We start from the raw sequence: 25,740 nt of genomic DNA on the forward strand, positions 1-25,740 counted from the left end.
CGCCCTCCGCCCCGCTGGACCGCCCGGGAAGGGACGGCCCGGCGGGGCGGCCCTCCCCGGAGGAACCGTCCGGCGCGGGAGCGGTCCCCGGGTGTGCGGGGACCGAGCCGCGGATCCCCAGGTGCGGAGGGACCAGCCCGGCGGTCCCCGGGTGTGCGGGGACCGACCCGGCGGCCGGGGCTCAGCCCCAGGCGAGCATGCGCAGCGGGTCCTCGAGCATGGCCCCGATGTCGCGCAGGAACAGCGAGCCGAGCTCGCCGTCCACCACCCGGTGGTCGAAGGAGAGCGCGAGCGTGCACACCTTGCGCGGCACGATCTGCCCGTCCACCACCCAGGGCAGGTCCCTGACCTGGCCGAGGGCGAGGATCGCCGACTCGCCCGGGTTGAGGATCGGCGTGCCCGCGTCCACCCCGAACACGCCCACGTTGGTGATCGTGATCGTGCCGCCCGCCATGTCGGCCGGCTGGGTACGGCCGGCCCGGGCGGTCTCGGCGAGCGAGGTCAGCGCCGCGGCCAGCTCCGGCAGGGAGAGCGCGTGAGCGTCCTTGACGTTGGGCACGAGCAGGCCGCGCGGGGTGGCGGCGGCGATGCCGAGGTTCACGTAGTGCTTGACCACGATCCCCTGCGCCGCCTCGTCCCAGGCCGAATTGACCATCGGGTGACGCCGGACGGCCACCAGCAGGGCCTTCGCGACCAGGAGCAGCGGCGAGACCTTGACCCCGGCGAACTCCTCCATGGCGCGCAGCCGCACGACCGCCTCCATGGTGGCGGTCATGTCGATCTGGAGGAACTCGGTGACGTGCGGCGCGGTGAACGCCGAGGCCACCATGGCCTGGGCGGTCGCCTTCCGCACGCCCCTGATCGGGACGCGCTCCTCGCCTCCCGCCGCGGCGGGCGCGGCCTGCCGGGCGGGCTCCCGCGCGGCCTCCAGGGCGGCGTGCACGTCGTCCCGGGTGATCGAGCCCTGCGGCCCGGTCCCGGTGATCGTGGCGAGGTCGATCCCGAGGTCCTTGGCGAGCTTGCGCACGGGGGGCTTGGCCAGCACCGCGACCCGGCCCTCGCCCGGCGCCGTCCCGGGGGCGGGCGCGGCACCCGGCGAGGGGACCTGTGCGGAGGACTGTGCGGGGCGCACCGGCGCGGGAGCCTGCGCGGCTCCGCCGGGAGCCGCCGGGACGCCGTTGCGGGACGCCCCGGTGCTCCCGGCCGCGGGCGCGGCGGCCGGACGTGCCGGAGCTGCCGGAGACGCCGCGGAGCCCTGCGGGGCGTGCGACTGCTTGCGGGGGCGGCGCCGGGACGCGCCCGGCTTGACCCCGTAGCCGACCAGCACGGGCTGGCGCTTGCCGGCGGGGTCGCCGGCTCCCGCCGTACCTCCCGGGCCGCCCGCGGAGTCCGCCGGGATCGCCGGGACCATGTCCTCGGCCAGGGCCTGCCGTTCGGCCGGCGGCCGGGCCGGCGCCTGCGCCGCCGGGCCCGAGCCGTCGTCGACCGCGATGATGGGGCGGCCGACGTCGACGGTCTCGCCCTCCTCGGCGAGCAGCGCGGCCACCACCCCTTCGAACGGGCAGGGCAGCTCGACGACCGCCTTGGCCGTCTCGATCTCCACGATGGTCTGGTTGACCTCGACCGGGTCGCCGGGCTTGACGTGCCAGCGGACGATCTCGGCCTCGGTCAGGCCCTCGCCCACGTCGGGGAGCTTGAACTCCTTCACCGTCCCCCCTCTCAGAACGCGAACGCGCGGTCGACGGCGTCCAGCACCCGGTCCAGGTCCGGCAGGTAGTGGTCCTCCAGCCGGGACGGCGGGTACGGCGTGGACGGCCCGCCCACCCGCAGCACCGGCGCCTCCAGGTGGTAGAAGCACTCCTCGGTGATCCGGGCGGCCAGCTCGGCCCCGTAGCCGTTGAAGACGGGGGCCTCGTGCACCACGACGCACCGCCCGGTGCGCCGTACGGACTCCACCACCACGGGCAGGTCCAGCGGGTTGAGCGAGCGCAGGTCGATGACCTCCAGGGACCGGCCGTCCTCCTGGGCGGCGTGCGCGGCCTCCAGGCAGGTGCGCACCATCGGCCCGTAGGCCAGCAGGGTGGCGTCGGCGCCGGGCCGGGCGACGCGGGCCGCGTCGAGCGGGTGCCAGCCGTCGGCGGCGGCGGAGGTGTCGACCTCGGCCTTGTCCCAGTAGCGGCGCTTGGGCTCGAAGAAGATGACCGGGTCGTCGCAGCGGATCGCCTGCTGGATCATCGTGTAGGCGTCCGCCGGGTTGGAGCAGGCCACCACCCGCAGGCCCGCGGTGTGCGTGAAGTAGACCTCGGGGGACTCGCTGTGGTGCTCGACCGCCCCGATGCCGCCGCCGCACGGGATGCGCACGACGACCGGGAGGCGGAGCTTGCCGAGCGAGCGCATCGGCATCTTGGCGAGCTGGGTGATGATCTGGTCGGCGGCGGGGAAGACGAAGCCGTCGAACTGGATCTCGCAGACCGGCCGGTAGCCGCGGAGCGCCAGGCCGATGGCGGTGCCGATGATGCCCGACTCGGCCAGCGGGGTGTCGATGACCCGCTGCTCGCCGAAGTCCTTCTGCAGCCCGTCGGTGACGCGGAAGACGCCGCCGAGCTTGCCCACGTCCTCGCCCATGACGAGGACCTTGGGGTCGTCCTCCATCGCCTTGCGCATGCCCTCGTTGAGCGCCTTGGCCAGGGTGAGCGTCGTCATCCTTCGACCCCCTCGTTCTCGAATCCGGCGAGGTAGGCGGCGAACTCGGCGCGCTCGGCCTCCACGAGCCGGTGCGGCTCCGCGTACACGTGGTCGAAGATCTCCAGCGGCTGCGGATCCGGCATCTCCAGGCAGCGCCGGCGCATGTCCTTGCCGAGCGCGGCGGCCTCGGCGTCGATCTCGTCGAAGAACGCCTGGTCGGCGAGGTCGTTGCGGACCAGGTACGCCTTGACCCGCTCGATCGGGTCCTTGAGCTTCCATGCCTCCAGCTCGTCGGCCAGCCGGTAGCGGGTGGGGTCGTCGGAGGTGGTGTGCGCGCCCATTCGGTAGGTGTAGGCCTCGATCAGCACCGGGCCCTGCCCGGAGCGGGCGTCGGCCAGCGCCTTGCGGGTGACCGCGAGGCAGGCGAAGACGTCGTTGCCGTCCACCCGGATGCCGGGGAAGCCGAACCCGCTGGCCCGCCGGTAGAGCGGGATGCGCGACTGCTTCTCCAGCGGCTCGGAGATCGCCCACTGGTTGTTCTGGCAGAAGAACACGACCGGGGCGTTGAACACCGAGGCCCAGATGAACGACTCGTTCACGTCGCCCTGGGAGGTGGCGCCGTCGCCGAAGTAGACGATCGAGGCGGCACCGTCCTCGCCGACGGCCCCGTCGCGCTGGATGCCCATGGCGTAGCCGACCGCGTGCAGGGTCTGGCTGCCGATGACGATCGTGTAGAGGTGGAAGTTGTGCTCGGCGGGGTCCCAGCCGCCGTGGTTGACCCCGCGGAACAGGCCGAGGAGGTTCACCGGATCGACGCCGCGGCACCAGGCCACGCCGTGCTCGCGGTAGGTCGGGAAGGCCATGTCGGCGTCGGTGAGGGCCCGGCCGGAGCCGATCTGCGCGGCCTCCTGGCCGAGCAGCGAGGCCCACAGGCCCAGCTCGCCCTGGCGCTGCAGGGCGACGGCCTCCAGGTCGACGCGGCGCACCAGGACCAGGTCGCGGTAGAGCCCGCGGACCTCCTCGGGCGTCAGGTCGATGTCGTAGTCGGGATGCTCGACCCGCTCGCCTTCGGGGGTCAGCAACTGGACGAGCTCGGGGGGTGCTTCCGCACCACGAGAGGCGTCGGCTGTCACGTGCCGCTCCTGTGTGCTCGGGGCCGCCACGGGTGGGGTCGCCACTCGCGTCCGGCCGGTCAGCTCCGCGACGGAGCCGGTTGATGGTGGTCCGTCCGCGTTTGCAGACATCGTGGCAGAAATCACACACCCCTGCGCAACCCCTGCCCCGGCGTCCATACCGATCCCGTTCCCCGCCCGCCGCCTCCGCACCCGTGCCGGGGCGTCACCTTCCCCGCGGAGTGCCGTGGAGTCCCGCGGAGCCCTGCGGGTCCCGCGGAGTGCCGCAGAGAGCGTCGTGGAGTGCCGCAGAGCGTCGTGGAGTCCCCCGGCCCGCCCCGCGTCCCCGCTCCCGCGCCCGGGCCGGGTCCCGGCGGCGGCGCGCCGGCCCGGGACCGTTACGCTTGTGCCGCCCGACCATCACCGCCGCATCCTGGAGGAACACCGTGGCGCGCGTCATCGTGGACGTCATGCTGAAGCCCGAGATTCTCGACGCCCAGGGCCAGGCCATCGCCCGCGCCCTGCCCCGGCTGGGCTTCAGCGGGGTCACCGCGGTGCGGCAGGGCAAGCGGTTCGAGGTGGAGATCGACGGCCCTGCCGACGAGGCGGCGCTTTCGGACGTCCGGAAAATGGCGGAAACCCTCCTGGCCAATACGGTCATCGAGGACTACCGGGTCACCGTCGAATCCTGAATGACCGGGTACCGGCTTCACAATTGCTGAATGTCGGTTAAATCCACTTCTGACGGTGCACTCCGCCACGCCTTGACCAACGGTGGATAACATCCCGGCCTTTTCACGGTTAGGCCGGAGCGACCGGGGAAACCTTCACACGGTGATGTCTTGCCCGGGAGGGATCCGGTGGATTTCGAGTTCTCATTGGCTCTGCCGAGAGAGGCGATCGGCATTCCGATGGTCCGCAGGGTCCTCGGCGAGTCCCTGGCCTCCCGCGGTGTCACCGCCGGCTGCGTCTCCGACATCCTGCTCGCCGTCACCGAGGCGTGCGCCAACGCCGTACGGCACGGCGGCCCGGACAACCGCTACCACGTCAAGGCCGCGATCGGCCGTGACCGCTGCGACGTGCGCGTCATCGACAGCGGCCACGGCGTCGTGCGGATGCCCGAGCGCTACCCGCCGACCGACGTCGAGAACGGCCGCGGCATCCTGATCATGAGGTCCGTGGTGGACGAGATCTCCTTCGACATGGCCCCCGGCCAGGGCACCACCGTGCACCTGCGCAAGCGGCTCTCGCTGCGGCCGGACGCCCCGCGCCCCGGCGCCGCCCCGTCCCGCGCCCGCGAGCTCGCCCCCGTCTGAGGGGTCCGCCGCCTCCCCGTCCCGCCGGGCGTCCCCGGCCCGCGCGCCCGGCTCACACGGCCCGGGCGCGCACCGCGTTGTGAGCTCCCCGCGCCGAGCGGATAGCCTGGGCGCACCGCCGCAGACCGCCGTCCGATGTGTGAGACGCCGGCGCGGCGCTCGTTTGTGGAGGGGAACTCTGTCATGAGTGCTGCCCGCGTGGGCGTCGTCACTTTTCCCGGAACTCTTGACGATCAGGACGCGGCCCGTGCCGTACGCCATGCGGGCGGCGAGGCCGTCCCGCTGTGGCACGCCGACCCCGACCTCAAGGGGGTGGACGCCGTCTTCCTGCCCGGTGGGTTCTCCTACGGGGACTACCTCCGGTGCGGAGCGATCTCCCGGTTCGCGCCGCTGATGGAGGAGCTGATCCCCGCCGCCCGGGCCGGTCTCCCCGTCCTGGGGACCTGCAACGGCTTCCAGATCCTCTGCGAGGCCCACCTGCTGCCCGGCGCGCTGATGCGCAACGCCGGGCTTCACTATGTCTGCCGCGACCAGGGCATCCGGGTGGAGAACACCGGCACCCCCTGGACCGGCGACTTCACCGAGGGCCAGGAGATCCTGCTCCCGATCAAGCACGGCGAGGGCCGGTACGTCGCCGACGCGGAGACGCTCGCGGCGCTGGAGGCGGGCGGCCAGGTGGTCTTCCGCTACGTCGGTGGCAACCCCAACGGCTCCCTCAACGACATCGCGGGCATCCGCAACGAGGCCGGGAACGTCGTCGGCCTGATGCCCCACCCCGAGCACGCCGTCGAAGAGCTGACCGGCGCCCCGAGCACGGACGGCCGCGGGTTCTTCACCTCGATCCTGAAGAAGCTGGTGAACGCGTGAGTCAGACCGACCGGCCGGCCCTGGACACCGTCGAGCGGGCCGCGCAGACCCCCGGCGAGCGCATGCCCTACGCCGAGCTGGGCATGAAGGCCGACGAGTACGAGCGGGTCGCGCAGATCCTCGGCCGCCGCCCGACCAGCTCCGAACTGGCCATCTACAGCGTCATGTGGAGCGAGCACTGCTCCTACAAGTCGTCCAAGGTGCACCTGCGCCAGTTCGGCACCAAGGCGCCGAAGTCCGAGGCGCTCCTGGTCGGCATGGGCGAGAACGCCGGCGTCGTGGACATCGGCGACGGCTGGGCCGCCACCTTCAAGATCGAGTCGCACAACCACCCGTCCTACGTCGAGCCGCACCAGGGCGCGGCCACCGGTGTCGGCGGCATCGTCCGCGACATCATGTCGATGGGCGCCCGGCCGGTCGCGGTCATGGACTCCCTGCGCTTCGGCGGCGCCGACCAGAGCGACACCCGCCGGGTGCTGCCCGGCGTGGTGGAAGGCATCAGCCACTACGGCAACTGCCTGGGACTGCCCAACATCGGCGGCGAGGTCGTCTTCGACCCCTGCTACATCGGCAACCCACTGGTCAACGCGCTCTGCGTCGGCCTGCTCCGCGCCGACCAGATCAAGCTGGCCACCGCCCCCGGCCCCGGCAACAAGGTCGTGCTGTTCGGCGCGCTGACCGGTCCCGACGGCATCGGCGGCGCCTCGGTGCTGGCGAGCGCGACCTTCGAGGACGAGTCGCAGGCCAAGCGCCCCAGCGTCCAGGTCGGCGACCCGTTCATGGAGAAGCTGCTGATCGAGTGCTGCCTGGAGCTGTACCAGGCGGACGTGGTCGTCGGCATCCAGGACCTCGGCGCGGCGGGCGTCTCCTGCGCGACCACCGAGCTGGCCGCCAAGGGCACTGGCGGCATGGACGTCAAGCTCGACCTCGTCCCGCTGCGCGACCCCTCGCTGCGGCCCGAGGAGATCCTGATGAGCGAGTCGCAGGAGCGCATGATGGCGGTCGTCGCCCCCGACGACATCGACGCCTTCATGGCGATCTGCGCCAAGTGGGACATCCCCGCGACCGTGATCGGCGAGGTGACCGACTCCGGCCGCCTGGTCATGACCTGGCACGGCGAGACCATCGTGGACATCCCGCCGGGCACCGCGGCCGACGAGGGCCCGGTCTACGAGCGGCCGTACCACGAGCCGGCCGGCCAGGCCGCGCTCAACGCCGCCTCCCCCGCGGAGCTGCCCCGCCCGGACGACCTGCGCGCCACGCTGCTGACGCTCCTCGGCTCGCCGAACCTGGCGTCCAGGGAGTGGGTGACCTCCCAGTACGACCGGTACGTCCGCGGCAACACCGTGCTGGCCCAGCCCGCCGACGCGGGCATGCTGCGGGTCAGCGAGGTCATGCCGGGCGCCCAGGAGACCACCCGGGGCATCGCGCTGGCCACCGACGGCAACGGCCGCTACGCCCGCCTCGACCCGTACGCCGGGGCCCAGCTCGCCCTGGCCGAGGCCTACCGGAACGTCGCCGTGACCGGCGCCGTGCCGCTGGCCGTCACCAACTGCCTCAACTTCGGCTCCCCGGAGGACCCGGAGGTCATGTGGCAGTTCGCCGAGGCCGTGCGCGGCCTGGCCGACGCCTGCCAGGCCCTCGGCGTCCCGGTGACCGGCGGGAACGTCTCCTTCTACAACCAGACGGGCTCGGACGCGATCCACCCGACCCCGGTCGTGGGCGTGCTCGGCGTGATCGAGGACGTGGCCCGGCGGGTGCCCAGCGGCTTCACCGGCGAGGGCGACAAGGTCGTGCTGCTCGGCGAGACCGGTGAGCACTTCGGCGGCTCGGAGTGGGCCCACGTGGCCCACGGGCACCTGGGCGGCCTCCCGCCGGAGCTCGACCTGGCGGCGGAGAAGGCCCTGGCGGAGGTGCTCGCCGAGGCCGCCTCCCGCGGCCTGCTGACCGGCTCCCACGACCTGTCCGACGGCGGGCTGGCCATCGCCCTGGCCGAGGCCTGCCTGGCCCGCGGGATCGGCTGCTCGGTCTCCCTGACCGGGGACGACGCGTTCACCGACCTGTTCAGCGAGTCGCCCTCCCGGGCGCTGGTGACCGTGCGGCCGGAGTCCTTCGGCGCCTTCGCCGAGCTGTGCGCCTCCCGCGAGGTGCCCTGCTACGGCCTGGGCTCCACCGGGGGCTCCTCGCTGGTCGTCGAGGGCGTCCTGGAGGTCCCGGTCGCCGAGCTCCACGAGACCCACAGCGCGACCCTCCCGGCCGTCTTCGGCTGATCCGGTCCGCGGGCACACGAGGGGGTACGGCCCGCACGGGCCGTACCCCCTCGTCGTGTGCCGGGCGTGCGGATCCGGCGGCGGCCCGCAGGAGCCCGCTCCCGGGCCGTCCTGCCCGGGTGGGCGAGGCCCCCGGCATCGCGCCGCGGGGCCTCGCCCGTCACGGATCCCGCCGGGACGTCACTTCTTGGCGCAGATCACATAGACGGTGCCCCTGGCGGAGGGGCCGAGGCCCTGGGCCGAGGGGCCGCCCTCGCCGGCCCTCTTCCCGGTGTCCTCGCCGCCCGCGGCCTTGAGGTCGACGACGCCGTAGTCCACGTCGAAGGCCACCGTCCAGCTGCCGGCGCTCTGCGGGTAGCTCGCGACGACCTCGACGTACTTGTGGCTGCTGAGCGAGTAGCCGCCGCCGGTCGCCACGTCTCCGGAGCCGCAGTGGGCCGTGGCGCTGCCGTTGCCGTTGTTGGAGAAGCCCTGGGTCCTGGTGTAGATGTTCAGCGGGGCGCCGGCGCCCGGCTCGCCCTTGGGACCGCGGGGGCCGGTGTCGCCCTTCGGGCCCTGCGGACCCGGCTTGCCGTCCTGCCCGTCCTTGCCGTCCGCGCCCTTGGGGCCCTGCGGACCGGCCGGGCCCGTCTCGCCCTTGGGGCCCTGCGCGCCGGTGTCGCCCTTCGGCCCCTGCGCGCCGGTCAGGCCCTTCTGACCGCGCGGGCCCTGCGGACCGGCCGGGCCGGTCTCCCCCTTCGGCCCCTGCGGGCCCTGCGGACCGGCCGGGCCCTGCGGACCGGACGAGACGCGGGCCTGCCCGGCTTTCGCGCTCCAGGTCACGCGGATCTCCGTGGTCCGGCACCTGGCCGTGGCGTTGACGATCCGGGCGTACCGCGTCTTCTTGTTCACACACGCGTGGACGTCCTCGCCCGCCGTCGAGGCGACCGCGCTGCCGCCCGCGGTGAGCATCGTTCCGGCCAGCACTCCGAGGGCGACGACACTGAGCGTGCGCCCGCCCGGCAACCTGAAAGCCACAGGGCTTCCTTTCTCCGACACCAGGGTTCCCGGTGTGATCTGAGGGACGCATGTTGCACGTTTAGATCGTTCCAAACGATTACCGTCGGACATCACGATCCGGACACGGAGCCGCGCGGGCCGGACCGCCGGAGACCGGCAGGGCGCGACCCGCACGGGCCGCGCCCTCTCTCACGCCGTGGTGCCGGACGCGTGCCCCGCCTCGTGGCCGGAGGACACCGAACACCCTGGACGCCTCAGGCGAGCAGTTCTCCCATCGTGATCGTGATCGGGAACGGCACCGTGAGCCGGAGCTTCTCCCGCTCGATGCTGGTCGGCACGTAGGCGCCTGTGGTGTCGTCCAACTCGTACAGGTGCACGACCGGGCGACCGTCCTCGTTCTCGATCCGCCAGAAGTGGCGGATGCCCGCCTGCGCATACCGCTCCGGCTTGACCTTCCGATCCCGTTCCTCCGAATCGGGCGACACCACCTCGATCGCGAGGACGACCTCTTCCGGCAGGTAGGTCGTACGGTCCAGCCCCGACCCGGGAAGCTCCCGGACGACCATGATGTCCGGCTCAGGCCGCTGCCGCCTCCCCAGCGTGACCGTCATCTCGCGCACGACGTCGAATCCCTCGGGAGCGGCGGTTCTCAGCGCCCGGCCGAGATTGTCGATGACCCTCATATGGAACTTGGTCTGCGGGGACATCACGATGAGGGCTCCATCGACGAGTTCGAGGCGGCGCGGCGCTTCGGGGGGGAGCCTGTCGAGGTCCTCGGCGACCCAGCCCTCGGGCGGCGGGTAGAACCAGGAAGGCAGCACTTCAGCGGTCATCTCGTCCCCCTCCGAATCGGTGGCCACTTTACGGTTCACCTCCCTTTCTCTCAGCTCTTTTCCACATCTCCCTCGCCCGTCCACCTTCTCATTTCCGGCGGGCGATCACATTCTCCCGGCGTCCCGCCGGAACCGGCGGCCGCGCACCGCCCGGACGGGCGGTCACCGGTCCCGCAACAGAACAAACCTCCGTATCGGGCAGACTGAGGGGCATGGTCGCACTCCCCCAGGACCTGCCCGGTTCCCCCGAGTACGCCTCCAAGCTCCGCTACGCCTGGCGCGTCTGCTCGGTCACCAGCCTCGGGCTGGTGCTGATCGGCGTCTCCGGCAGCACCCTGAACGTCGCCCTGCCCGAGGTGGTCCGGCACTTCCGCGCCGACGCCTTCGCCTCCGGCTGGATCCTGCTCTCCTTCATGCTGGTCAACACCGCGACGCTGGTGTTCTTCGGCAGGGTGGCCGACCTGCTCGGCCGCCGCGAGGTCTACCTGACCGGCTTCGCTCTGTTCACCGCGGCCTCACTGCTGGCCGGGCTCTCCCCGGACGTCTGGTTCCTGATCGCGATGCGGGTGGTCCAGGCGGTCGGCGCCGCGATGATCCTCGCGAACGGGACAGTGATCATCACCGACGCCTTCCCGCCCGACCGGCTCAGCCAGGGCATGGGCGTCTACATCGGCACGCTCTCGGTCGCCCAGCTCGCCGGGCCCACCGTGGGCGGGCTGATCGCCGAGACGGCCGGCTGGCAGTGGATCTTCTGGGTGAACGTGCCCGCCGGCCTGGTCGCCCTCGCCTGGGGGGCGCTCACCCTGCGCAGGGTCGGGCGGGGCCCCCGCGAGCCGGTGGACGCGCCGGGCAACCTGGTCGTCTTCGCGCTGCTGTCGGCCGCGCTGATCGCGCTCTCCGAGGCGGGCTCGCGCGGCCCGGGCAGCCCTGTCGTGCTCACCGGCGCGGTGGTCGCCGCGCTCCTGGTCCCGGTGCTCGTCCTCGTCGAGCGCCGCGCCTCCCACCCGGTGCTCGACGTGCGCCTGTTCGGCCGGCGGGTGCTGGCCTTCGCCAACCTGGCCTCGTTCTGCAACGCGCTGGCCCGCTCGGCGCTGATCCTGCTGGTCGCCCTCTACTTCCAGGCGGCCCGGGGCGTCGACGCCGTCACCGCCGCGCTGGGCGTGCTCCCGGTCCCGGTCGGCATGGCGCTGGCCTCCCCGGTCGCCGGCGCCCTGGGCCGGCGGGTCTCCTCCTACGCGCTCTCCGTCGGCGGCTGCCTGCTCAGCGCCTGCGGGCTGGGCGTGCTGGTGCTCACCACCGATCCCGCCACGCCGTACTGGGTCATCGGGATCGGGCTGTTCCTGTGCGGGTGCGGGAGCGGGACCTTCCTCACCGGGAACACCACCCAGGTCATGCAGGCCCTGCCGCCCGGCGGCCTCGGCGTGGTGAACGGCTTCCGCCTCATGATCATGAATGTCGGGATCGTGCTCAGCGTCGCCGTCACGCTGAGCGTGCTCACCGGCGCGGTAGACCCGCACCTGCGCGGCCAGGTCTACGCGGGCACGCTCTCGCAGGTGTCCCCGGTCGCGGTGGGGCAGCTCATGGACGGTTTCCGCACGACGTACGGCGTGCTGTTCGCCGTCGCCCTGGCCGGCGTCGTGCTGGCCGCCCTGGCCCGTTCCGGGAAGGGCTCCGGAAACGGGCCCTCCTCCGGCGCGTCCTCCTGAGCGGGCCGTACCCGACCGGACCGGGCCCGGAGATGTCGGGTGCGGCCTGGTCCGTCCCGCCTAGCGTGAGTGCTCGTAAGGGAAGGAGGCCGGGGTGCTGGAGCGGCTGAACCAGGCCATGGAGTACATCGAGGACCACCTCGACACCGAGATCGACATGACCGAGCCGGCGCGGATCGCCGCCACGTCGGAGTACCACTTCCGGCGGATGTTCTCCGCGCTGGCGGGCCTGCCGCTGGGGGAGTACGTCCGCCGCAGGCGGCTCACCCTGGCGGGCGCCGAGGTGCTCGCGGGGACGGAGACGCTGCTCGACATCGCGGTGCGGTACGGCTACGGCTCGGGCGAGGCGTTCGCCCGCGCCTTCCGGGCCCTGCACGGTGTCGGCCCCGGCGAGGCCAGGCGGACCGGCGCCGCGCTGTACTCCCAGCCCCGGATGTCCTTCCGCCTCGTCGTCGAAGGGAGCAGCGGCATGCGGTACAGGATCGTGGAGAAGGACGCCTTCCGGCTCGTGGGCAGGAAGGCCCGCGTCCCCCTCGTCCACGAGGGCATGAACCCGGCGATCGTCGAGTTCACCCAGAGCCTCGGCAAGGAGGAGCTGGGGCGCGTCGCGGCCCTGTCGGACCAGGAGCCGGCGGGTCTCGTCAACGCGGCCGACGACCTCGCCGGCCGGCGGGAGGAGGGCAGCGAGCTCGACTACTACTGCGCCGCGGTGACGGGCGCCGGCGCGCCGGTGCCCGAGGGCATGGACGTCCTGGAGGTCCCGGCGGGCGCCTGGGCGGTCTTCGAGGCCTCCGGCGCGTTCCCGCAGGCGGTGCAGTACCTGTGGCGGGACGTGTTCACCCAGTGGTTCCCCTCCAACCCGTACCGGAGCCGGCCGGGCCCGGAGATCTCCCGCACGGTGATCTCCCCGGACGGCGCGGAGGCGGAGGCCGAGCTCTGGATCCCCGTGGAGCGGACCGCCGGCTGAAACCGGGCCGCGGACGCGGGCCGGGGGAACCCCCGGGCACGGTGGGCCCGTCGCCCCGTCGCCCCGCCGTACCCGGACCCGCGCGTCCGGGTACGGCGGGGCGCACCGGGGTCAGGAGCCGATCTTCTGGCCCCGGCTGTGCCAGGCCACCGCGACCGACGGGCGGGGCTGGCTGGTGCCCCCGTCGGGCCAGTGGCTCTTCGGCGTCTCGGGCGAGGCGCCGTCGATCTCACCGGGGTGCTGCACCGCGACGAAGACGCTGCGCTGGTCATCGGTGATCATCGGACCGCAGGCCTCCGCGCCGAGCGGCACGGTGAGGAACTGGCGCAGGTGGCCGCGCTCGGAACCGGTGACCGGCATGACGAACAGGCCGTCGTTGGAGCCGAGCGCGTTGCCGTCCGTGGAGATCCACAGGTTGCCGTCGCGGTCGAAGGCGAGGTTGTCCGGGCAGGAGATCGGCGAGACCCTGGTCTTGTCGAACCCGGCGAAGTAGGTCGAGGCGTCGGCCGGGTCGCCGCAGACCAGCGGGAGCGACCAGGTGAAGGTCTTGGCCGCGGCGTCGTTGCGGTGCTCGACGATCTCCAGCACGTGGCCGTGCTTGTTGTAGGCGCGCGGGTTGGCCTCGTCCGCCTGGGCGGGGGCCCGGTTGGAGTTGTTGGTCAGCGCCACGTAGACGGCGCCGGTGACGGGGTTGCGCTCGACGTCCTCGGGCCGGTCCATCTTGGTCGCGCCGACCTTGTCGGCGGCCAGCCGGGTGAAGACCAGGACCTCGGCGGCGGTCATGCCCGGCACGTGGGAGACGTTCCCGCTGACCAGCGGGATCCACTCACCGGAGCCGTCGAAGGCGCCGTCGGCCGGGAGCTTCCCGGAGCCGTCGACCTCCGCGGCCGGGCTGTCGCCGGTGAGCTTGGCCACGTACAGCGTGCCCTCGTCCAGCAGGGTGCGGTTGTGCCAGTCGTTGCCGGGGATGTAGTGCTTCTTCGAGACGAACTTGTAGATGTACTCGAAGCGGGAGTCGTCGCCCATGTAGGCCACGACCCGGCCGTCCCTGGCCACGGCGGTGGTGGCGGCCTCGTGGGCGAAACGGCCCAGGGCGGTGCGCTTGACCGGGATGGAGTCGGGGTCGAACGGGTCGATCTCCACGATCCAGCCGAAGCGGTTGGCCTCGTGCGGGTGCTTGGACAGGTCGAAGCGCTCCTCGACCCGGTCGAAGCGGCGCCCGCCCGGCGTCGTCGAGGCGGTGTCGATGCCGTACCGCTTGAGGGCGGCCTTCTGGTCCTCCGGCGCACCGCTGCCCAGGACGAAGTACTGGTTGAAGTTCTCCTCGGCGGTCAGCACGGTGCCCCACGGGGTGGTGCCGCCCGCGCAGTTGTTCAGCATGCCGAGGACGGTGACGCCCCTGGGGTCGGCTGCGGTCTTCAGCAGGTCGCTGCCGGCGGCCGGGCCGGTGAACCGCATCGGGGTCTGCGCGGTGATGCGCCGGTTGTAGCGGCGGCGGCCCCGGGTGACCAGCTTCCACCGCCCGGTGCGGTCCACCCGCTCGATCTCGACCACCGAGCCGCCGTGCGCGGCCAGCGCGATCCTGATCTGCTCCTCGGTGGCGGCGTTCCCGTCGGTGTAGCCGCGGAACATCAGCGCCTCGTCGCTGTACTCGTGGTTCACCCAGAGCAGGCCCCGGTTGGCGCCCAGCGGGAAGAACTGCACGTAGTCGCAGTTGTAGCCGAACTGCTCGGCCTGCGCCTCGGCGGTCTGGTTCTCGTAGTCGAACTCCGGGGCGCCGGGCAGGACCGGGTCGCCCCAGCGCACCACGACGGCCGACTCGTAGCCGTCGGGGACGACGAGGCGGTCCTCCCTGTTCGGCGCGACGGCCGCGAAGCGCAGCCCGCCCTTCCCGCGGTCGCCCTTGCCGCGGCCGAAGGCCTCCACGCCGGGGTCGGCGGCGGCGGGCGCGGCGCCCGCCACCCCGGCCATTCCCGCACCGACGGCGACGGCGCCGAGCGCCCCCGCCCGGAGCATGCCCCGGCGGGACAGGACCGAGGTGACCACGTCGCCGAAGTACGCGTTGTCGCTGGTGTTGGGGACGTCGTGCGCGCACGCGTTGCCGCAGCGGAACTCGCAGGTCAGCGCGCTACGGCCGCTCTTGTGCGGGCTCGTGAGCAGCGGGAGCGTTCGGCGCGGCGAGGGGTTCGCCACAGTGGCCTCCAAAGGGTGCACAGATGTTTCCGAGCCGGGACGCTAGGGGGGCCGGCCGAACCGGAGGTGAACGACGTTTGCCCGGGTGATGAACCGTTCGTCATCGATGAGGGGTTCTGTCCCGCACCTGCCCGGGAGCCGGTGCCCCCGGCCGGGGCCGGATCGCCCCGCGTCCGGTCCGCGCCGGGCCCGGTCCGCGCCGGGTCCGGTCCGCGCCGCCGCCGGAAACGTCCCCGGCGGGCATGATGGGGGGCGTGCCACCTCACAAACCCGACCCCGACAAGGTCCGCGCCGCGCTGGATGAGCAGCTGACCGCCCTGGACGAGCCGCCCTACGACGGGCCCGGCCACCTCGACGCCCTGCTGGGGGCGTGCGTCGCGGTGGTCCTGCGGGCCTACGGGCGAGGGCTCCGGCCGGAGCGGGACACCGCGCGGCTGGCCGTACGGCACCTGCTGGACCGGCTGGCCACGGCGGCCCCCGGGCGGACCGTGGAGGTGCGGGTGCCTCCGTACGCGGCGGTGCAGTGCGTGGCGGGCCCCCGGCACACGCGGGGCACGCCGCCGAACGTGGTGGAGACGGACGCGCGGACGTGGCTGGAGCTGGCCACCGGGCGGCTGGACTGGGCCGAGGCCGTGGCGGACGGGCGGGTGGCGGCGAGCGGGGCCCGCGCGGACCTGTCGGAGCACCTGCCGGTCACCTGACGACCGGCCCTCCGGCCCCGCACGGGACGCCCCGACCCGGCCGGGAGGCATCGGCGGGCCAGGCTTATCGGCCGGTCAGGCACGTCGGCCCCGCACAGGACGCCCCGGTCCCGTCAGGGCACGTCGATCCTGACGCCGAACCTCTCCTCCAGGCAGCGCTCCTGGGCCCCCGGCGGCAGGTCCATGCAGGCGGCCGCCCGGTTGAAGAACCAGACGACGGCCGCCGCGGCGACGAGCAGCGCGAGGGCGCTCAGCGCGATGCCCACCCAGGCGCGGCCGCGGTTGGAGTCCTTGGCCACCGCGATGAAGCCGACGACCAGACCCGCGATCGCCGTCAGCACTCCCAGCCCGCAGGCCAGGAGCAGGAAGAGACTGACGACGCCGAGCACGAGCGCGGTGGTGCCGAGACCGCCGGGCCGCCCTGCCGCCGGGGGAGCGCCCGGAGGCCCCGGATACGGCACCGGGCCTCCGGGGTAGGTGGGACCGCCCTGCCACGGCGCCGCCTGCGGCGGGCCCTGCGGGGCGGGGTGGGCGCCGCCCGGAGGCGGCGCGGAGTGGGCGCCGCCCGGAGGCGGTGCCTGATATGCGAATCCGCCGGACGGCGGAGCGGAGGGGGCGCGGGTTCCTTCCGGGTCGGCCTGGAACGGCTCGGGCACCTCGGGCGCGCCCGGCACGTCCGGGTGCGGCGGCATCGGCTCCCGCGGCGGTCTGGGCTCCTCGGGCGGCACGGGTTCCACCGGCGTCCCGGGCACCTCGGGGGCGCCCGGCACGTCCGGGTGGCTCCGCCTCCGCTCCCCCGGCGTCCCGGGCACCTCGGGGGCGCCCGGCACGTCCGGGTGGCTCCGCCTCCGCTCCCCCGGCGTCCCGGGCTCCTCGGGATCACCCGGAACGCCCGGCATCGGCGCGGTCGACGACTCCGGCGGCTCCGGTGACTCGGGCGTCTGCCGGATCTCCGGGCCTTCCGGCCTTTCCGGTACGCCAGGCTCCCGCCGCTCGGTCCGCCGCCGCTCAGGCTGGTCTGGGTCCACAGGTGTTGCCACGTCCGCTCTCCCGACGCTCTCCCGGCGTGTAGACATGCCGGAGATCCCACTTTCCCCCGGTCGTCGCCGATATCACGGACAGGCGCGGCAAACCGGGAGCGATCGTTCGGTCAGGGTGCGGCAAGGCGGAGAGCCGGACCCGGGGTACGAGCAACGGAGGGGCCGACCTACACTGAGGCATGTGCTGAAGGGCGACGGCCAGCTGAGCCATGACCTTGACCCCCATGACCGACCCCCGAAGGACGCCTGCGGCGTCTTCGGCGTATGGGCCCCCGGGGAGGAAGTCTCCAAACTCACCTACTACGGGCTGTACGCGTTGCAGCACCGCGGCCAGGAGTCCGCGGGCATCGCGGTCAGCGAGGGCAGCCGCATCCTCGTCTACAAGGACATGGGCCTGGTGGCCCAGGTCTTCGACGAGTCGGTGCTGGGCACCCTCCGCGGCCACCTGGCGATCGGCCACTGCCGCTACTCGACCACCGGGTCGAGCGTCTGGGAGAACGCCCAGCCGACGCTGAGCTCGACCGACGGCGGCGGGCTCGCGCTCGCCCACAACGGCAACCTGATCAACACCCGCGAGCTCGCCCAGCGGCTCGCTCCGGGCACGACCCGGGCGACCACCGACACCGAGGTCCTGGCCGCGCTGCTGGCCCAGGACCGCGGCCAGGACGTCGAGGACGCCGCCGCCGACCTCCTCCCGCAGGTCAAGGGCGCCTACTCCCTCGTCTTCATGAACGAGCGCACGCTGTACGCCGCCCGGGACCCGCAGGGCATCCGCCCGCTGGTCCTCGGCCGCCTGGAGCGCGGCTGGGCGGTCGCCTCCGAGACCGCCGCCCTCGACATCGTGGGCGCCACCTTCGTCCGCGAGATCGAGCCGGGCGAGCTCATCACCATCGACGAGCGCGGCGTGCGCTCGCGCAGGTTCGCCCTGGCCGAGCCGAAGGGCTGCCTGTTCGAGTACGTCTACCTGGCCCGTCCCGACACCACCATCGCCGGGCGCAGCGTGCAGAGCACCCGGGTCGAGGTCGGCCGCGTGCTGGCCCGCGAGCACCCGGTCGAGGCGGACCTGGTCATCCCCACGCCCGAGTCCGGCACCCCCGCCGCCGTCGGCTACGCCGAGGAGAGCGGGATCCCGTACGGCCAGGGCCTGGTGAAGAACTCCTACGTCGGCCGGACCTTCATCCAGCCGTCCCAGACGATCCGCCAGCTCGGCATCCGGCTCAAGCTGAACCCGCTGAAGGAGGTCGTCGCCGGCAAGCGCCTGGTCGTCGTGGACGACTCGATCGTGCGCGGCAATACCCAGCGGGCCATCGTCAAGATGCTGCGGGAGGCGGGCGCCCGCGAGGTCCACGTCCGGATCTCCTCGCCCCCGGTCGCCTGGCCGTGCTTCTACGGCATCGACTTCGCGACGAGGGCCGAGCTGATCGCCGGCTCGCTCAGCGTGGAGGAGATCCGCGACTCCCTCGGCGCCGACTCCCTCGGCTACATCTCGCTGGAGGGCCTGACCGAGGCGACCACGATCCCCGCCGGGCGGCTCTGCCGCGCCTGCTTCACCGGCGAGTACCCCATCGCCGTCGACCACGACAACGTCGGCAAGTACGTCCTGGAGGCCAAGGCATGACGAGTTACGCCGCCGCCGGGGTGGACATCGACGCGGGCGAGCGCGCCGTCGAGCTGATGAAGGCGAAGGTCGCGCGGGCGCGGCGGCCGGAGGTCGTCGACGACGCCAGCGGCTTCGCCGGGCTGTTCGACGCCTCGGCGCTGCTGGGTTACAAGCGGCCGCTGCTGACCACCTCCACCGACGGGGTCGGCACGAAGGTCATGCTCGCCCAGGCGCTGGGCAAGCACGACACGATCGGCGTCGACCTGGTCGGCATGGTCGTGGACGACCTGGTGGTCTGCGGCGCCGAGCCGCTGTTCATGACCGACTACATCGCCTGCGGCAAGGTCGTCCCGGAGCGGATCGCCGAGATCGTCGGCGGGGTCGCCGAGGGCTGCCGCCTGGCGGGCACCGCGCTCGTCGGCGGCGAGACCGCCGAGCACCCCGGGGCCATGGGCGCCGACGAGTACGACCTGGCGGGCGCGGCCACCGGCGTGGTCGAGGCCGACGACATGCTGGGGGCGCACCGGGTCCGTGAGGGCGACGTGGTGCTGGCGCTGGCCTCGTCCGGCGTGCACTCCAACGGCTACTCCCTGGTCCGGCACATCATCAAGACCGCCGGGCTCTCCCTGGAGCAGGAGGTCCCCGAGTTCGGCCGGACGCTGGGCGAGGAGCTGTTGGAGCCGACCCGGATCTACGCGCTCGACTGCCTGGCGCTGGCGCGCTCGGCCGAGGTCCACGCCTACGCCCACATCACCGGCGGCGGCCTGGAGGGCAACCTGTCCCGCTCGCTCCCGCCGGGGCTGGACGCGCTGCTGGACCGGTCGTCGTGGACCCCTCCCGCCGTCTTCGAGGTGCTCGCCCGGCACGGCGGGGTCGCGCAGGCCGACATGGACCGCACCTTCAACCTGGGGGTCGGCATGGCGGCGATCGTCCCCGCCGACGCGGTCGACGCGGCGCTGGCCCTGCTCAAGGAGCGGGACCTCCCCGCCTGGGTGCTCGGCGAGGTCGTGCCCGGCACCGGCCGGGCCCGCTACCGCCAGGCCTCCGCTTAGGCCCGGCGGTCCCGGGCCTTCGCGTAAGCCCGGGTCCCAGGCCTCCACGTAAGCCCGGGTCCCGGACCTTCGCGTAGGTCCGGCGGCCCGGAGCGGATCTCCACCGGCGGTCCCCGGCGGCTCCGCGTGCCGGCCCGCCCCGCCTCGCCCGTTCACCCGGCCGAGGCGGGGCGGGCCGGCCGTTTCCGGGCCCGGCCGGTCCAGGACGGGTGCGACCGTTCCCACGTCGCGGGTCACAGGTCACGGGTCGCGGATCCGGGAAAAGGTCGCCGCGGGTCCGGACACGGGTCCGGAAAGAGCGCGCACGCGTCCGCGGAACGCCCCGGGGTCCGGCCTCGGCGCATGCCTGAAGGCGCTCCGGGTTCCGGAGCGCCTCGTGATGACGGCGTCGGAGGACGGCCGGGAGACCCGGGAGACGGGGCACCGCGGCCAGAACGCCCGGCGGCTCGCGACCGCCGGGCGTTCTGCCCTCGTTCAGTGTGAGTCCCGCCTACCGGGGGCCGGACGTGCCGCTGTCCCGGTCGTCTCCGGAATCGAAGTCATCGGCGTAATCGGCGTACCGATCCGCGAGATCATCGTAGGAGTCGTCAGCGTCGTTCTTGTGGACGGAGTCGTTGACTCCGAGCTCGTTGCGAAGACGCTCAAGATCGGTGCCACCGCTGTTGTACTTCAGCTGGCGAGCAACCTTGACCTGCTTGGCCTTTGCTCGGCCGCGCCCCATTGGCTCGACCCCCTCGTGTGGGGTCGTGCCCGACCCCTCGTCGCTAACGCACCACGCACTGACACCACCTGACTGAGGCGTCAGTTCTCGTTCGACTACAACCGTACCTGTTTTGCGCGCGGCTCGGTACGCCGCAGAGGCATGAGGGGCTAGCGACCTAGCCAAATACCCCTAATCCGCCCGACTTCCGACATTCTGCGCTCGGCCAGCCTATCTGCTGCGACCGCCGGTGGAACGCCGTCCTCCGCCGCCGTGGTGAAAATCTTGAGGGTCGTGGCATAGATCTTCTCCGCCTTTGCCCGTGCCCGGTCCATGTCGAACCCGCCGATCTCGTCGGCGACCTGGATGACCCCGCCGGAGTTGACGACGTAGTCGGGCGCGTACAGGATCCCGCGGTCGGCGAGCTGCTTCTCCACCCCCGGGTGGGCGAGCTGGTTGTTGGCGCCGCCGCAGACGATCGAGGCCCGCAGCCGGGCGACCGTCGCGTCGTCCAGAGCCCCGCCCAGCGCGCACGGCGCGTAGACGTCGATGTCGGCCGCGGTGAGGGCGGCCTGGTCGGCGACGACCTCGACCCGGGGGTGCCTCCCGCGCACGAGTTCGACCGCCCGCTCGCTGACGTCGCAGATCACCACCTCCGCGCCGTCCTCGACGAGATGGTCCACCAGCCGGTGGCCCACCTTGCCCACGCCCTCGACCCCGACCCTCCGGCCGCGCAGCGACGGCGTGCCGAAGGCGTGCTCGGCGGCGGCCCGCATGCCCTGGAACACGCCGAAGGCGGTCAGGATGGACGAGTCGCCGGCGCCGCCGTGGGCGAGGGTGCGGCCCGTGACATAGGGGGTCTCGCGCGCGATGAGGTCCATGTCCTCGCTGTAGGTGCCGACGTCGCACGCGGTGAGGTAGCGCCCGCCCAGGGAGTGGACGAACCTGCCGTAGGCCCGCAGCATCGCCTCGTTCTTGTCGGTGTCCGGGTCGCCGATGATGACGGCCTTGCCACCGCCGAGGTCGAGACCCGCCAGGGCGTTCTTGTAGGCCATCGCCCGCGAGAGGTTGAGCACGTCCGCCAGGGCGTCCTGCTCGCTGCCGTAGGGGTAGAACCGGGTCCCGCCCAGGGCCGGGCCCAGCGCGGTGTTGTAGATCGCGATGATCGCGTGGAGGCCGCTGCGCTCGTCGGAGCAGAAGACGACCTGCTCGTGCCTGGCCTGGCCGCTTGCTGGGCTGCTGTCCTTGTGGGAGAGCCCGAAGACGTCCGTCACGGTGGTGACTCCCGTCGTCCGGTCCGCCGCTCCGTTGCGGCGGAGATCACCCTCAGCGTAACCACAACCGCCGGGCGTGACGAGCCGGAGACCGCCCGCCTCACCTGCGTGGACGGCCCGGCCGGAGGCTCCGTGCGATCCGCCGCCGCCTCCCGCGCGGCATCCGCGGCGTCTTCCGCCTCCCGTTCCCGCACCTGATCCCGCGGCTCCGCCTCCGCGGTCACTTCCATCACTTCCCTCACTCCGGTCCCGAGGGCCTCTCGGAAGGGGGCCACGGCGGCCGGTTTCCGAGGTCGCCGCAGGCCGGTACCGGACAACAGCAGGTCCTTCATGGCACGATGCGAACGTGCTGCCCTATGCCGCGTACCTCCGCGTCTATGAACCTCTGACCGCGTTCAGCCCTTCCGAACAGGTCTCGTGGCAGACCTACGCCGAGGCCCCCGACCGGCCACGCCGGGCGAGCGCCCTCCACGCCGAGCACGGCGAGGCCGTCGCGCGGCTGCTGGGCGTCCCGCCCGCCCCCGCTCCCGTCCACGAGAGCCCCAACGCCTACCTGAGGCGCGTGGACGGCGTGCTCTACGTCTGCCCCTGGCAGAGCAGGCTCCGCTCCTGGCTGGCCTTCTCGCGCCTGCGGGGGACGACTCCGGCGGTCCTGATGGAGCGGTTCGTGCCCCCGTCGATCGCCGAGCAGACCGCCGACGACTTCGACCGGTTCAAACGGCGCGCCGGCTCGGCCGCCCTGCGGACCCACATCCGCACCTCCACCTGGCACGTCCCGGCCCCGTGGTTCCTGCCCTTCGACGGCGGGGAGCGCTGGCTGGCCCTCGACGGCGAGGCCGCGCCCTCCGGGTCCTCCGGCACGACCACCACCCGCAACCTGATCTACGTCACCTCCATGGCGCACGCCCGGCGGCGCGTCGCCCGCGCGCTGCAGATCATCCGCAGGCAGGTGGGCGGCGTCGACATCACCGAGGAGGTGGAGGACGTGGCCCGCTGGCTGGAGGAGTTCCACCCGCACTCGCTGGTGGAACTGGACTACGGCGGGATCGTCCACCTCATGGACGACGAGGAGCTCCGCGCCGACCAGTCGGTGGCCGAGCTCGCCACCGCGCTGACGGGTCTGGAAACCGGACAGGAGGAGCTGGCCTACGCCATGTACCAGCGGGTGATTGCCCGTTGGCGGTCAATACGCATCCTCGAATCAGCAAACTGAGTCGCATATCACCCCTCTGACCTGCATAAGTGGGGCTGTCAACGTCCGGGGACGCATCTGCGAACTGAGTAATTTGCCGTTTTCACTGCGATACCACGAACCGTGTCGCTAGAATCACCGAGCGTGACAACACCGCATACACAAGAGAGATGAGTCGCACTAAAGACTCGCCAATCGCTCTGTGTGGCTGTATGGTCACATCGGGTGATGCCGCATATGGCCCGAAGAGCCGCACGCAAGGGGCCATAGGGGGACATCCGTGACAAGCGTCAAGTCGCAGGATCGCTGTCGTCGGTCCACACGGAGGAGAGGCCGCACAAATGTCAGCTCGTACACCCGAGGCCGAGCCGCTGCTCACCCCGGCGGAGGTCGCAACCATGTTCCGCGTCGACCCCAAGACCGTTACGCGGTGGGCGAAGGCGGGCAAGTTGACGTCCATCCGCACCCTGGGAGGGCACCGCCGCTACCGGGAGACCGAGGTCCGCGCACTGCTCGCGGGGATCCCACAGCAGCGCTCCGAGTAGACGGGGCCGTCATCCGGACCCGTGGGGGGACAAGACGCGCGCTCACCGGGCGTGTGGGCGCGTGGACCGTGCAGGTTCTGTGGGGAACGGCGCCGCCCGTCCGGCGCCTCCCCACCAGCCTGGGAGCACTCCACGACGGGTTCCGGCGGGCCGCCCGGCCCGGAAGCGGGACCCGGTCCCGTTAGAGCAGCTGGTCGCGGACGAGCTCCTCGAGGAGCTCCTCGACCTGGGGGTCGTGGTTCGCCGCCACCCCGAGCAGCGCCACCATGTGGTCGACCAGCATGCGCTCCAGCGTGGGCCGCTCGATGTCCCGGTGCTCCAGCCAGTCGAGGCCGGCCGTCTCGACGGACGCGATCCATGAGCGCAGCGTGATGCGCAGGGCGGGTCCCGGCTCCTCGACCCGCATCTGCCTCATGATGAGGCGGAGCAGCCGGTGCCGGACGCTGTCCACGATCTCGCCGATCTCACCGCTGCGATTGGCCGGGCCGCCCTTGAGCAGCGCGGCGAACCCCGCCGCGTGCTCCTCGACGAAGTCGAAGTACCGCTCCAGCCCCGAGGCCAGCTCGTCCAGCGGACGGCCGTTCCCCTGGGGCTTCAGCCGCGCCTCCAGCTGCGCGGCGGCGCTCTTCAGCGCGGCGACGTAGAGCTCCTGCTTACCGCCGAAGTAGTGGTAGACCAGCGCGCGGGACGCGCCGGCGGCCGAGGCGACGTCGTCGATGGAGACGTCCTCGGCGTCACGCCTGCTGAACAGCTCCAGCGCCGCGGCCATGAGTTCCTCGCGGCGCCGGTCCACGCTGAGCCTGCGCCGCGCCGGTCGCGGCGCGTCGCCGGTCTTCTCCTGCCTGGCGGCTCCGGATCTCGCACCCACATGCGCACACTATCGGAGTCGGTGCGGGCCGAGGCCGCGCGTCAAGTTCGGAGTTCTGCCGCCCGAGAAGCCGTACCCCATCCGGAACTCGATCGTTTGGGTGGGAGAGGGCATCCGGACACCCTCCATCAGGTGCCCATCCACCATTCCGGGGGAGAGCCATGTCAGGACCACCGGTCAACACCACCGTCACCCGCACCCGCGAACCCGCCGCGGCCGTCACGCCCGACGGCGACGGACCGCGCCCACGACCCACGATCCGCAACGTGGCCGAACGAGCCGGTGTCTCCAAATCGCTGGTCTCGCTCGTGCTGCGTGGATCACCGCACGTCAGCGAGCACCGGCGGCAGGCCGTTCTGCAGGCCGCCAGGGAGCTCGGCTACCGGCCCAACGCGGTCGCCCGCAGTCTGGTCGAGGGCCGCACCCACCTGGTCGGGGCGCTCGTCGCCGACCTGCACAACCCCTTCTACGCCGAGTTCCTCGACGGCCTACAGGAGAGCCTGCACGGCGACGGGCTCCGGCTGCTCATCGGCAACAGCCAGTGGGACCCCGCCTTCGAGGGCGAGGCCGTCGAGGCCTTCCTGGAGCTGAGGGTGGACGGCCTCGTCCTCCTCGGCATCCCGCCCACCAGCGAGACGCTCATCGAGGCCACCGGCTACACGCCCATGGTCGTCGTGGGCGAGCGCGACATCGAACTCGACGGCGTGGACGCCGTCGTGGACGACGACCAGCTCGGCGCCCGCCTGGCCGTCGACCACCTGGTGGAGCTCGGCCACCGCCGCATCGCCCACATCGAGGGCAACCGCTCCTCCGGCCGTTTCCGGTGCGAGGGCTACCTGGTGGCGATGCGCAGGCACGCGCTGGCGCCGTACATCATGGTGGAGCAGGGCGAGCCGACCGAGGAGGGCGGCGCGCAGGCGGCGCGGAGTCTGCTGACCCGCGACCCCCGGCCCACCGCGATCTTCGCCTCCAACGACATGGTCGCCATGGGCGTGCTCGCCGCCGCGGCCGAACTCGGCCTCCGGGTCCCCGAGGACCTGTCCGTGGTCGGCTACGACAACACCCACCTGGCGGGCGTGCCCGCCATCTCGCTGACCACCGTCGACCAGCCCCGCCGGGCCATGGGCCGCTCCGCCGCGGCGCTGCTCAGCGACCGGATCGGCAACCCCCGCAAGGCGTCCCGCCTGCGCCAGGTCACACCCGAACTCGTCGTACGGCGCAGCACCGGCCCCGCGCAGGGGTGAGCCGCCCGCCTGGAGGTCACTCCACATCCAGGCGGGCGCCAAGGCTGGGCAAAGCCCCGGATGTCACGGAGAGTCACTGTGTTGACTCGGCGGTGACAAGGGGGGTAACTATGCGTGATCCAGAACTGGTGTCATGCGCCCAGCGCGCCGCCTCCGAGCTGGAGCGGGCCTGGACGCAGTGGCGGACCGCCCGCGGCCGTGGCCATGGCCATGGCGCGGACGTCGCCAGGGCCGAGACCGGCACGGGCTCCGTGGCCAGCTATGTCGCCCATTCGATCGACCATCCCTGGGGACGTCCGCGCGTGGTGCTGGGCGTCGACGCCGAGGAGGCGCAGGAGCTCGCCGCGCTCCTGCAGCGGCACCGGAGCGGCGACCCCGTCTGGTGACACCGCCCGGGCGCACGCCCGGGCACACGCCGGTGACGCTCCGGCGGCCCATCGGGTGACAGCGGCACCGATCACGGTGCCGGGCCGCGTAAGTTGGGTGGCCGACGGTTCACGCGAAGGGAAGATCGTGACCAGCAGAGCACTCGCGGCGGTCCTCGTCCTGTGCGGTCTGGGCGCCGCCGCCTGCGGC

23 protein-coding genes are annotated in these 25,740 nt (G+C 72.7%); 13 read left to right on the forward strand and 10 right to left on the reverse strand.

Annotated elements, in window-relative coordinates:
• Positions 1–181: 181 nt before the first annotated feature.
• Genes ACFOWE_RS30640 through pdhA form a run of 3 tightly spaced genes read right to left on the reverse strand, consistent with a single transcriptional unit; the run spans position 182 to position 3,818 of the window.
• Positions 182–1,708 carry a dihydrolipoamide acetyltransferase family protein gene (locus ACFOWE_RS30640; protein WP_377294007.1) on the reverse strand — a complete coding sequence of 509 codons (1,527 nt, stop codon included), beginning with the start codon at positions 1,706–1,708 and terminating at the stop codon, positions 182–184.
• Between the two features lie 11 nt (positions 1,709–1,719).
• Positions 1,720–2,703, reverse strand: coding sequence for an alpha-ketoacid dehydrogenase subunit beta (locus ACFOWE_RS30645; RefSeq protein WP_377294009.1), 984 nt, complete (start codon positions 2,701–2,703; stop codon positions 1,720–1,722).
• The gene (pdhA, locus tag ACFOWE_RS30650) at positions 2,700–3,818 is read right to left on the reverse strand and encodes a pyruvate dehydrogenase (acetyl-transferring) E1 component subunit alpha (RefSeq protein ID WP_377294011.1); all 1,119 of its coding nucleotides are present in this window, start codon (positions 3,816–3,818) and stop codon (positions 2,700–2,702) included. Before pdhA ends, ACFOWE_RS30645 begins: the two co-directional genes overlap by 4 nt.
• Positions 3,819–4,243: 425 nt before the next feature.
• Here pdhA and purS point away from each other — a divergent pair, with 425 nt between their 5' ends.
• The 4 genes from purS (at position 4,244) to purL (ending at position 8,250) form a co-directional block, all read left to right on the forward strand.
• Entirely contained in the window at positions 4,244–4,489 is a 246-nt protein-coding gene (gene purS, locus ACFOWE_RS30655; protein ID WP_377294013.1) for a phosphoribosylformylglycinamidine synthase subunit PurS, read from the forward strand.
• A gap of 168 nt (positions 4,490–4,657) precedes the next feature.
• Positions 4,658–5,113, forward strand: coding sequence for an ATP-binding protein (locus tag ACFOWE_RS30660; RefSeq protein WP_377294015.1), 456 nt, complete (start codon positions 4,658–4,660; stop codon positions 5,111–5,113).
• A 183-nt stretch (positions 5,114–5,296) separates the two neighbouring features.
• Entirely contained in the window at positions 5,297–5,980 is a 684-nt protein-coding gene (gene purQ, locus ACFOWE_RS30665; RefSeq protein WP_377294017.1) for a phosphoribosylformylglycinamidine synthase subunit PurQ, read from the forward strand.
• A 62-nt stretch (positions 5,981–6,042) separates the two neighbouring features.
• Positions 6,043–8,250 (forward strand): phosphoribosylformylglycinamidine synthase subunit PurL, encoded by a 2,208-nt coding sequence (gene purL, locus ACFOWE_RS30670; protein WP_377294118.1) that lies wholly within the window; start codon positions 6,043–6,045, stop codon positions 8,248–8,250.
• 180 nt (positions 8,251–8,430) lie between these two features.
• Here the strand turns inward: purL and ACFOWE_RS30675 are convergent, their stop codons facing one another.
• A complete protein-coding gene (locus ACFOWE_RS30675) occupies positions 8,431–9,267 on the reverse strand; it encodes a hypothetical protein (RefSeq protein WP_377294019.1) in 837 nt (278 codons plus the stop codon).
• 236 nt (positions 9,268–9,503) lie between these two features.
• Positions 9,504–10,082, reverse strand: coding sequence for a Uma2 family endonuclease (locus tag ACFOWE_RS30680; RefSeq protein WP_377294021.1), 579 nt, complete (start codon positions 10,080–10,082; stop codon positions 9,504–9,506).
• 212 nt (positions 10,083–10,294) lie between these two features.
• Here ACFOWE_RS30680 and ACFOWE_RS30685 point away from each other — a divergent pair, with 212 nt between their 5' ends.
• A complete protein-coding gene (locus ACFOWE_RS30685) occupies positions 10,295–11,788 on the forward strand; it encodes an MFS transporter (RefSeq protein WP_377294023.1) in 1,494 nt (497 codons plus the stop codon).
• Positions 11,789–11,882: 94 nt separating this feature from the next.
• Complete coding sequence (locus tag ACFOWE_RS30690) at positions 11,883–12,755, forward strand: AraC family transcriptional regulator (RefSeq protein WP_377294025.1); 873 nt, start codon at positions 11,883–11,885, stop codon at positions 12,753–12,755.
• A 111-nt stretch (positions 12,756–12,866) separates the two neighbouring features.
• On the opposite strand, the gene ACFOWE_RS30695 is transcribed toward ACFOWE_RS30690, so the two are convergent.
• A complete protein-coding gene (locus tag ACFOWE_RS30695) occupies positions 12,867–14,948 on the reverse strand; it encodes a PhoX family protein (protein ID WP_377294027.1) in 2,082 nt (693 codons plus the stop codon).
• 245 nt (positions 14,949–15,193) lie between these two features.
• Between ACFOWE_RS30695 and ACFOWE_RS30700 the strand changes: the two genes are divergently transcribed.
• Complete coding sequence (locus tag ACFOWE_RS30700) at positions 15,194–15,649, forward strand: sterol carrier family protein (protein ID WP_377294120.1); 456 nt, start codon at positions 15,194–15,196, stop codon at positions 15,647–15,649.
• 113 nt (positions 15,650–15,762) lie between these two features.
• Here the strand turns inward: ACFOWE_RS30700 and ACFOWE_RS30705 are convergent, their stop codons facing one another.
• Positions 15,763–16,548, reverse strand: a complete 786-nt coding sequence (locus ACFOWE_RS30705; protein WP_377294029.1) for a DUF4190 domain-containing protein — start codon at positions 16,546–16,548, stop codon at positions 15,763–15,765.
• Positions 16,549–16,870: 322 nt separating this feature from the next.
• On the opposite strand from ACFOWE_RS30705, the gene purF reads away from it, so the two are divergent.
• Both purF and purM read left to right on the forward strand, forming a co-directional pair.
• Complete coding sequence (purF, locus tag ACFOWE_RS30710; protein ID WP_377294031.1) at positions 16,871–18,307, forward strand: amidophosphoribosyltransferase; 1,437 nt, start codon at positions 16,871–16,873, stop codon at positions 18,305–18,307.
• Positions 18,304–19,341, forward strand: coding sequence for a phosphoribosylformylglycinamidine cyclo-ligase (purM, locus tag ACFOWE_RS30715; protein WP_377294033.1), 1,038 nt, complete (start codon positions 18,304–18,306; stop codon positions 19,339–19,341). The genes purF and purM overlap by 4 nt, the downstream gene beginning before the upstream one ends.
• A 490-nt stretch (positions 19,342–19,831) precedes the next feature.
• Here the strand turns inward: purM and ACFOWE_RS30720 are convergent, their stop codons facing one another.
• Both ACFOWE_RS30720 and ACFOWE_RS30725 read right to left on the reverse strand, forming a co-directional pair.
• Positions 19,832–20,062, reverse strand: coding sequence for a DUF3073 domain-containing protein (locus tag ACFOWE_RS30720; RefSeq protein WP_377294035.1), 231 nt, complete (start codon positions 20,060–20,062; stop codon positions 19,832–19,834).
• A gap of 149 nt (positions 20,063–20,211) precedes the next feature.
• A complete protein-coding gene (locus tag ACFOWE_RS30725; RefSeq protein ID WP_377294037.1) occupies positions 20,212–21,315 on the reverse strand; it encodes a Leu/Phe/Val dehydrogenase in 1,104 nt (367 codons plus the stop codon).
• 346 nt (positions 21,316–21,661) lie between these two features.
• On the opposite strand from ACFOWE_RS30725, the gene ACFOWE_RS30730 reads away from it, so the two are divergent.
• Together ACFOWE_RS30730 and bldC are read left to right on the forward strand one after the other, a co-directional pair.
• On the forward strand, positions 21,662–22,528 hold the full coding sequence (locus ACFOWE_RS30730) for a hypothetical protein (protein ID WP_377294039.1): 867 nt from the start codon (positions 21,662–21,664) through the stop codon (positions 22,526–22,528).
• Between the two features lie 320 nt (positions 22,529–22,848).
• Entirely contained in the window at positions 22,849–23,052 is a 204-nt protein-coding gene (gene bldC / locus ACFOWE_RS30735; protein ID WP_013133571.1) for a developmental transcriptional regulator BldC, read from the forward strand.
• A gap of 181 nt (positions 23,053–23,233) precedes the next feature.
• Here bldC and ACFOWE_RS30740 read toward each other — a convergent pair whose 3' ends face one another.
• A complete protein-coding gene (locus ACFOWE_RS30740) occupies positions 23,234–23,920 on the reverse strand; it encodes a TetR/AcrR family transcriptional regulator (RefSeq protein ID WP_377294041.1) in 687 nt (228 codons plus the stop codon).
• Positions 23,921–24,081: 161 nt separating this feature from the next.
• Here ACFOWE_RS30740 and ACFOWE_RS30745 point away from each other — a divergent pair, with 161 nt between their 5' ends.
• Together ACFOWE_RS30745 and ACFOWE_RS30750 are read left to right on the forward strand one after the other, a co-directional pair.
• On the forward strand, positions 24,082–25,164 hold the full coding sequence (locus tag ACFOWE_RS30745) for a LacI family DNA-binding transcriptional regulator (RefSeq protein WP_377294043.1): 1,083 nt from the start codon (positions 24,082–24,084) through the stop codon (positions 25,162–25,164).
• 110 nt (positions 25,165–25,274) lie between these two features.
• Positions 25,275–25,550, forward strand: coding sequence for a hypothetical protein (locus tag ACFOWE_RS30750; protein WP_377294045.1), 276 nt, complete (start codon positions 25,275–25,277; stop codon positions 25,548–25,550).
• Positions 25,551–25,740 lie beyond the last annotated feature (190 nt).

Origin of the sequence: Planomonospora corallina (assembly GCF_042650625.1) — a bacterium.
GTDB lineage: Bacteria > Actinomycetota > Actinomycetes > Streptosporangiales > Streptosporangiaceae > Planomonospora_B > Planomonospora_B corallina.

Coding starts and splice junctions, on each gene's coding strand:
- ACFOWE_RS30645 (WP_377294009.1), bottom strand. CDS start 2,703: ATGACGACGCTCACCCTGGCCAAGGCGCTCAACGAGGGCATGCGCAAG.
- purQ (WP_377294017.1), top strand. CDS start 5,297: ATGAGTGCTGCCCGCGTGGGCGTCGTCACTTTTCCCGGAACTCTTGAC.
- purL (WP_377294118.1), top strand. CDS start 6,043: ATGCCCTACGCCGAGCTGGGCATGAAGGCCGACGAGTACGAGCGGGTC.
- ACFOWE_RS30680 (WP_377294021.1), bottom strand. CDS start 10,082: ATGACCGCTGAAGTGCTGCCTTCCTGGTTCTACCCGCCGCCCGAGGGC.
- ACFOWE_RS30685 (WP_377294023.1), top strand. CDS start 10,295: ATGGTCGCACTCCCCCAGGACCTGCCCGGTTCCCCCGAGTACGCCTCC.
- ACFOWE_RS30700 (WP_377294120.1), top strand. CDS start 15,194: ATGGGGGGCGTGCCACCTCACAAACCCGACCCCGACAAGGTCCGCGCC.
- ACFOWE_RS30705 (WP_377294029.1), bottom strand. CDS start 16,548: ATGCCGGGCGTTCCGGGTGATCCCGAGGAGCCCGGGACGCCGGGGGAG.
- purM (WP_377294033.1), top strand. CDS start 18,304: ATGACGAGTTACGCCGCCGCCGGGGTGGACATCGACGCGGGCGAGCGC.
- ACFOWE_RS30720 (WP_377294035.1), bottom strand. CDS start 20,062: ATGGGGCGCGGCCGAGCAAAGGCCAAGCAGGTCAAGGTTGCTCGCCAG.
- bldC (WP_013133571.1), top strand. CDS start 22,849: ATGTCAGCTCGTACACCCGAGGCCGAGCCGCTGCTCACCCCGGCGGAG.
- ACFOWE_RS30745 (WP_377294043.1), top strand. CDS start 24,082: ATGTCAGGACCACCGGTCAACACCACCGTCACCCGCACCCGCGAACCC.
- ACFOWE_RS30750 (WP_377294045.1), top strand. CDS start 25,275: ATGCGTGATCCAGAACTGGTGTCATGCGCCCAGCGCGCCGCCTCCGAG.